Origin of the sequence: Massilia sp. CT11-108, from assembly GCF_047302915.1 — a bacterium.
Taxonomy (GTDB): domain Bacteria; phylum Pseudomonadota; class Gammaproteobacteria; order Burkholderiales; family Burkholderiaceae_D; genus Telluria; species Telluria orientalis.
On the sequence record NZ_JBKYMO010000325.1, the window covers coordinates 1 to 6,619 of the forward strand.

Genomic DNA, 6,619 nt, shown 5'->3' on the forward strand with positions numbered 1-6,619 from the left:
TGCATCGGCACAGCAGCCCGCGCAACAACCGCAGGCCGCGCCCGCGGCAAGCGCGCCGGCGGCGGCACCGATGCAGCAGGTCGACGTGGAAGCTGTCCTGAACAACATGCAGCAGCAATCCGGCCAACAGCTGAACTGGCGCACATCGATCGTCGACCTGCTGAAGCTGCTGGGCCTCGATTCCAGCCTGCAGGCACGCAAGGAACTGGCCGCCGAGCTGAACTATTCGGGCGATACCGGCGACTCGGCCAGCATGAACATCTGGCTGCACCGCCAGGTCATGAACAAGCTGGCGGCAAATGGCGGCAAGGTGCCGGCCGACCTCAAGGACTAACCTCCTCCCTCCCGCCGGCGGCGTCCATGCCGTCGGCGAATTTCATACCTCGAGTTGACGGTTTTCGGTCTGGCAGCGACGCCATGTCCCTCGCATAATCAACTCAACCATACATCCCCGATGACGCATCATCCGCTGCTTTCAGCGGCTTCAACGACGGCCGGCCGTTGAAGCCCGGCCTGCCCACGCCTGAACGGGACTGGCGCGACGAGCCCGGCCTGCACACGACAAAGAGAAAAACGATGGAGATCAAAAAAAGCGTACTGCTGACACTGGCAGCATTGAGCGCACCCGCGTGGGCACAAACGTGCCAACCCAGTACCACCACCCCGTACGTCAACATCAATGGCACGACGTCATGGGCAGTGACGTCGTCGCTCGCCCTGAACACCGGCTCGACCGTCGTCCTCGGGCCGCAACCGGCATCGGGCGGCACGTGGGCGTGGAGTGGTTGCGGCACATCGGGGGCGGCGCGCGAACAGACCATCAAGCTCACCAATACCGGCACCAGCGCCACCACCTGCACGGCCACGGCCACGTACACGAACAGCTGCGGCGCCAAGTCGACCCAGCAGTACAACTTCACGGTGTGGCCGGCGCAGGCGGCCAATGCCGGCAAGTACATCATGGTCGACCAGTTCGGCTACCTGACCAACGCGCGCAAGGTGGCGGTGCTGCGCATGCCCCGCGCCGGCTACGACGCGAACAGCCCCCAGTTCTGGCCGCAGCAGGTCAGCGTGGTGAACTCAGCCACGGGCGCGACCGTGTACACGTGGTGGCCCACGGAGTGGAACACGCGCGCCACCGATCCGTCGTCGGGCGACCAGGTCTGGCACTTCGACTTCAGCAACATCACGACGCCGGGCACGTATGAAATCGTCGATGCCGGCGGCCAGCGCTCGGCCCGCTTCGAGATCGGCGACAACGTCTACCGCAACGTGCTGGTCCAGGCCGTGCGCATGTTCTACTACCAGCGCCTGGGCCAGGCCCGCACCGCGAACAATGCCGGCCTGAACTGGGCCGACGGCGCCAGCAACCTCGGGCCGGGCCAGGATTCGCAGGCACGGCGCTTCCTCGATTCCGGCAACGCCGCCACGGCGCGCGACCTGCGCGGCGGCTGGGCCGACGCGGGCGATTACAACAAGTACACGAGCTGGGCGGCCGGCTACGCGGGCGAACTGATGGACGCCTATGTCCAGAATCCCACCGTGTTCACCGACGATTTCAATCTCCCGGAATCGTGGAACGGCATCCCGGACATCCTCGACGAAGCGAAGTGGGGCCTGGACTGGCTGAAGCGCATGCAGAACAGCGACGGCTCCGTGCTGTCCGTCGTCGGCGTCGTGGGTGCGAGCCCGCCGTCCTCGTCCACCGGCCCCAGCTACTACGGCGACGCCAGCACGACGGCCACGCTGGCGGCGGCCGCCGCGTTCGCGGAAGGCGCCAAGGTGCTGGGCAGCCTGAACAACGCGTCGCTGAACACGTATGCGGCCGACCTGCTGACGCGTGCGAAAAACGCGTGGAACTGGGCGCAGGCCAACCCGAACGTCCTGTTCTACAACAACGATGCGAACCGCGGCACCCAGGGCCTCGCCGTCGGCCAGCAGGAGACCGACGACAACGGACGCAAGTCGCTGAAGCTGATGGCTGCCGTCCGGCTGTTCGCCGCCACCGGCGATGCCACGTACAAGAGCTACGTCGACGCGAACTACACCGATGCGGCGATGTTCAAGAGCTGGAACCTGTCGGGCTTCAGCGCCGGCGACGCCCGCAACCTGCTGTACTACGCGTCGCTCCCGAACGCGACGTCCACCGTGGCCACCGCGATCCGTACGCAATTCCTCGACCTGTGGGGCCGCGCGGACTACGACGGCTGGGGCAAGGTCGATGCGCAGACGGACCCATACCGCGCCTTCATCGGCTCTTACACGTGGGCCAGCAACGCGGTCAAGGCGAACGCCGGCTCGCTGTTCGCGGAAGAAAGCTATTACGGCATCAGCCGCCACACGGCCGAGCAGGATGCCAATGCCGCGGCCGACTACGTGCACTACCTGCATGGCGTGAACCCGCTGGGCAAAGTCTACCTGTCGAACATGGTCAGCTTCGGCGCGGAGAATTCCGTCAACCGTCTGTGGCATACGTGGTTCACCCAGGGCACGCCGTGGAACGACGCCAAGCAGTCGCCGTACGGCCCGGCACCGGGCTACCTGGCTGGCGGTCCGGCGGGCACGCAGTACAACTGGGACAGCAACTGCCCGAACGTGTCGGCGCAGTGCGGCTCGGCCCCGCCGTCGCCGCCGTATGGCCAACCGTCGCAGAAGACCTATCTCGACTTCAACGACGGCTGGCCGCTGAACTCGTGGTCGGTCAGCGAGCCGTCGAACGGCTACCAGACGGCGTACATCCGCCTGCTGGCCCGCTTCGTGAAGTAAGCTCCCCGCTCAGTCCGCAAGGCTGACGTTGGCCGGCGTGCCGCACGAAAAGCAGTAGCGCGTGAAAGCATTCTTGCGCGTCGTGCACGCCGGGCAGCGGTCGAACAGGCCGATGCCGCAGTGCGGGCAATGGGCCAGGTGTTCGTCCTTGAAATTCGTCGCACGCTCGCACGACGGGCACACGCTCTTGGCGATGCGTTCCATCGCCACATCGTAGCGCATCGTCGTGCGGCGCTCGGCATCGGGCATGGCCTCCGCGGCCCGCTGGCGTTCCAGCCACGCGTGCAGCCAGCGGATCGCGTAGCGGCCCACGACGACCGTCACCACGATGCCCACGCCGTAGCGCACGTAGCCGCCGTAGCTGGGCAAGTAAGGCACCAGCTCGACGAAGAACGCGAACAGCGCGAAGAAGATGAAACCCCACGTGAACGGCCAGTACGTGCCGTTGCGCTTGTATTTGAACAGCGCGCCCGCGACCAGCAGCAGCGGCAGGGTCACGCCGAGGCGGATCAGGAAGACCTTGCGCGCGGCCCTGGCCGCGGCCTCGTTCGCGGCCTCGCGTGCCGGTTCCAGAAGCGCCTCGTAGGCCGCCGCGGCCTTCTGCTGGGCCTGTTTGGCGTCGAGTTCGACCTGTTCCTGGGCTTCGACTGCGGCGAGCGCGGCGCGTTCCGCTGCCACGAGTTTATCGAGTTCCCGGTTGCGCGCGATCAGTTCCGTGTCCTGGTCGGGGCGCGCCGTCACGTGGCGCGTCGCGATCCAGTTCTCGAAGGCGTCGCGCGCGCTTGTCGTGTTGGCCTGCGCCACGCGGTGTTTCTGCTGGGCCTGCTCCAGCGCCGCGTCCGCCGCTTCGCGCGTCTGCTGCGCCTGCTCGGCCGCGGCCCGCAGCGGGCCCGCCTTTGCGGGATCGAGAAATTGTTCGGCTGGGGGCACGGGCTCCAGGTACATCACGTTGTCGACGACCTGGTTGCCGAGCCCGATCAGGAATCCGGCGAAGACGAACGCGACGAGCCACAGCGCCCGGCGCATCCATTGTTCGGTCCAACGCAATCCTTTGCTCATGGTGCGGCTCCTTCATCGGTGGCGAAAGCCGCAGCTTGCCATCGATACACGAACCGGACCACAAGAAAGCGCAAGGCGATCACCTTGCGCTACCTCAAAGCGCGTTTTCCGCTACCCGCTGCGGTTTAGAAGTAGGACAGACCAAGCGCCTTGCGCACCTCGTCCGTCGTACGCGCCGCCACTTCGCGCGCCTTCATCGTGCCTTCCTTGAGGATTTGCATGACCTGGCCCTTGTCCTTGGCCAGTTCCTCGCGGCGGGCGCGGATCGGCGCCAGCATGTCCTGCAGGATGCCTTCCAGGCGCTTCTTGACGACGGAATCGCCCAGGCCGCCGCGCACGTAATGCGCCTTCATCTCGGCCAGGCCTTCCTTGTCCGTGTCGAACGCGTCCAGGTACAGGAACGCGACGTTGCCTTCCAGGTGGCCCGGGTCGGATACCTTCAGGTGCAGCGGGTCCGTGTAGACCATCTTGACGGCGGCACGGATCTCGTCGGCGGACGCGCCCAGGTTGATTGTATTGCCCAGCGACTTGCTCATCTTGGCCTTGCCGTCGATGCCCGGCAGGCGGCCGACTTCCGGCACGATCGCCTTGCACTCGACGAGGATGTCGCGGCCGGCGTTGCGGTTGAACTTGCGCACGATCTCGTTGCACTGCTCGATCATCGGGATCTGGTCCTCGCCGACCGGCACGATGGTCGCCTTGAACGCGCTGATGTCGGCGGCCTGGCTGGCCGGGTAGGTGAGGAAGCCGGCCGGGATGTCGCGCTCGAAGCCGCGCAGGATGATTTCCTGCTTGACGGTCGGGTTGCGCTCGAGGCGCGCGACGGTCACGAGGTTCAGGTAATAAAACGTCAGCTCGGCCAGTTCCGGGATCTGCGACTGGATCAGGATGGTCGATTTGGCGGGGTCGATCCCTACGGCAAGGTAATCGAGCGCCACCTCGATCACGTTCCGGTGTACCTTACCGATATCATCCATATTGTCCGTGAGCGCCTGGGCGTCCGCGAGCATGATGAACTGGCGATATTGGTCCTGGTAAGTGACGCGATTGCGCAGGCTGCCGACGAAGTGGCCGAGGTGCAGCGGCCCGGTGGGACGGTCGCCGGTGAGGATGATGGGCGTGGTAGCGGTAGGGGTTTGCAGACTCATCGAGTTTTCCTTGGGTGATTGACCGCCCTGCCTCGATCCTGCTGCGCCAACAAAAACGCCACCTTGGAATCGAGGCGGCGTTTCGGAATACCTATCCAATTCACTGGCCGCGCGCAATCAGCGGCGCCACCAGGTGAGAACAGGATGTGGATACGAAAAATTCATGGATGGCATGGTTGCAGGTTGACGCGTCGCTGTCAACCGCCACCACTCGAAAGCCAAAACGCTTCCCCGACTTTTTTGCCAGTTCGGGGCCATGCCGGATTTTTTGTTGCAATAAAACTAACAAGATTGGTGATTTATGGATTCTACGAAGAGCACGAACAGCCACGCCCGCCCTCTCGAACTGTGGGGCGGCCTCGAATGCACCGTCAACCGCGTCCGCGACGACTACTTCCACCAGCTCGACCGTAACGGCCACGCCTCCCGGGCCGACGACATCGCCCGTTTCGCTTCCCTCGGCATCCGCGCCATCCGCTACCCCGTGCTGTGGGAACGCACGGCGCCGGAAGGCATCCATGCCGCCGACTGGACCTGGCCCGACGAACGCCTGAACGCGCTCCGCGCCCACGGCGTCACGCCCATCGCGGGCCTGATCCACCACGGCAGCGGCCCCCGTCACACGAGCCTCGTCGACCCCGCGTTCGCGGAACAGCTGGCGGAATACGCCGGCGCCGTGGCCGCGCGCTATCCGTGGATCGAGTACTACACCCCCGTCAACGAACCGTGCACGACGGCCCGCTTCGCCGGGCTGTACGGCGTGTGGTATCCCCACGGCCGCGACGACCGCACGTTCGTGCAGGCCCTGCTGAACCAGTGCCGCGCCGTGGTGCTGGCGATGCGCGCCATCCGCGCCGTGAATCCGGACGCGAAACTGGTGCAGACGGACGATCTCGGCAAGACCTACAGCACGCCCGAGATGGCCAAAGTCGCCGAGTTCTACAACGAGCGCCGCTGGCTCGCGTGGGACCTGCTGTGCGGCATGGTCGGTCCCGAGCACGCCCTGTGGTCGTATCTGACGAAGACCGGTATTCCGGCCGAGGAATTCCTGTGGTTCCGCGACAACCCGTGCCCGCCGGACGTCATCGGCGTCAATTACTATGTGACGAGCGAGCGCTGGCTCGACCACCGTCCGGACCGCTATCCGGCGCACCACCGCGGCGTGGCCGACGGCATCCCGTGCGCCGACATCGAGGCCTCGCGCGCGCTCGCGACGCCCACGGCCGGCATCGCCCCGCTGCTGCACGAGATCTGGGACCGGTACCACATCCCGCTCGCCGTCACCGAGGCCCACATCGACGCCAACCGCGAAGACCAGTTGCGCTGGCTGCTGGAGATCTGGGAAGCGGGCAAGGAAGTGCGCGCGAACGGCGTCGACCTGCGCGCCGTCACCGTCTGGTCGCTGCTGGGCTCGTTCGACTGGAACAGCCTCGTCACCTGCAACAACGGTTATTACGAACCGGGCCCGTTCGACGTGCGCGCGCCGGAACCGCGTCCGACGGCCGTCGCGCGCATGATGCGGGAACTGTCGGCCGACGCGCCGCTGTCGCACCCGGTGCTGCGCGGCCAGGGCTGGTGGTGAGAACAGGATGTGGATACGAAAAATTCATGGATGGCATGGTTGCAGGTTGACGCGTCGCTGTCAA

The 6,619-nt window shown here is 65.8% G+C and carries 5 protein-coding genes; 3 read left to right on the top strand and 2 right to left on the bottom strand.

Annotation, left to right across the window (positions count from 1 at the left end; genetic code table 11):
- Together ACEN88_RS21725 and ACEN88_RS21730 are read left to right on the top strand one after the other, a co-directional pair.
- Positions 1-334: DUF3597 domain-containing protein (locus ACEN88_RS21725; protein ID WP_413342936.1), on the top strand; the 334-nt coding region annotated here is incomplete at its 5' end.
- Positions 335-576: 242 nt separating this feature from the next.
- A complete protein-coding gene (locus ACEN88_RS21730; RefSeq protein WP_413342938.1) occupies positions 577-2,766 on the top strand; it encodes a glycoside hydrolase family 9 protein in 2,190 nt (729 codons plus the stop codon).
- 9 nt (positions 2,767-2,775) lie between these two features.
- On the opposite strand, the gene ACEN88_RS21735 is transcribed toward ACEN88_RS21730, so the two are convergent.
- Together ACEN88_RS21735 and trpS are read right to left on the bottom strand one after the other, a co-directional pair.
- Complete coding sequence (locus ACEN88_RS21735) at positions 2,776-3,825, bottom strand: serine endopeptidase (RefSeq protein ID WP_413342940.1); 1,050 nt, start codon at positions 3,823-3,825, stop codon at positions 2,776-2,778.
- A gap of 125 nt (positions 3,826-3,950) precedes the next feature.
- Positions 3,951-4,973 (bottom strand): tryptophan--tRNA ligase, encoded by a 1,023-nt coding sequence (gene trpS / locus ACEN88_RS21740; protein ID WP_036238519.1) that lies wholly within the window; start codon positions 4,971-4,973, stop codon positions 3,951-3,953.
- Between the two features lie 301 nt (positions 4,974-5,274).
- Here trpS and ACEN88_RS21745 point away from each other — a divergent pair, with 301 nt between their 5' ends.
- On the top strand, positions 5,275-6,555 hold the full coding sequence (locus ACEN88_RS21745; protein WP_413342942.1) for a family 1 glycosylhydrolase: 1,281 nt from the start codon (positions 5,275-5,277) through the stop codon (positions 6,553-6,555).
- Positions 6,556-6,619: the final 64 nt, after the last annotated feature.

Coding starts and splice junctions, on each gene's coding strand:
- ACEN88_RS21730 (WP_413342938.1), top strand. CDS start 577: ATGGAGATCAAAAAAAGCGTACTGCTGACACTGGCAGCATTGAGCGCA.
- ACEN88_RS21735 (WP_413342940.1), bottom strand. CDS start 3,825: ATGAGCAAAGGATTGCGTTGGACCGAACAATGGATGCGCCGGGCGCTG.
- trpS (WP_036238519.1), bottom strand. CDS start 4,973: ATGAGTCTGCAAACCCCTACCGCTACCACGCCCATCATCCTCACCGGC.
- ACEN88_RS21745 (WP_413342942.1), top strand. CDS start 5,275: ATGGATTCTACGAAGAGCACGAACAGCCACGCCCGCCCTCTCGAACTG.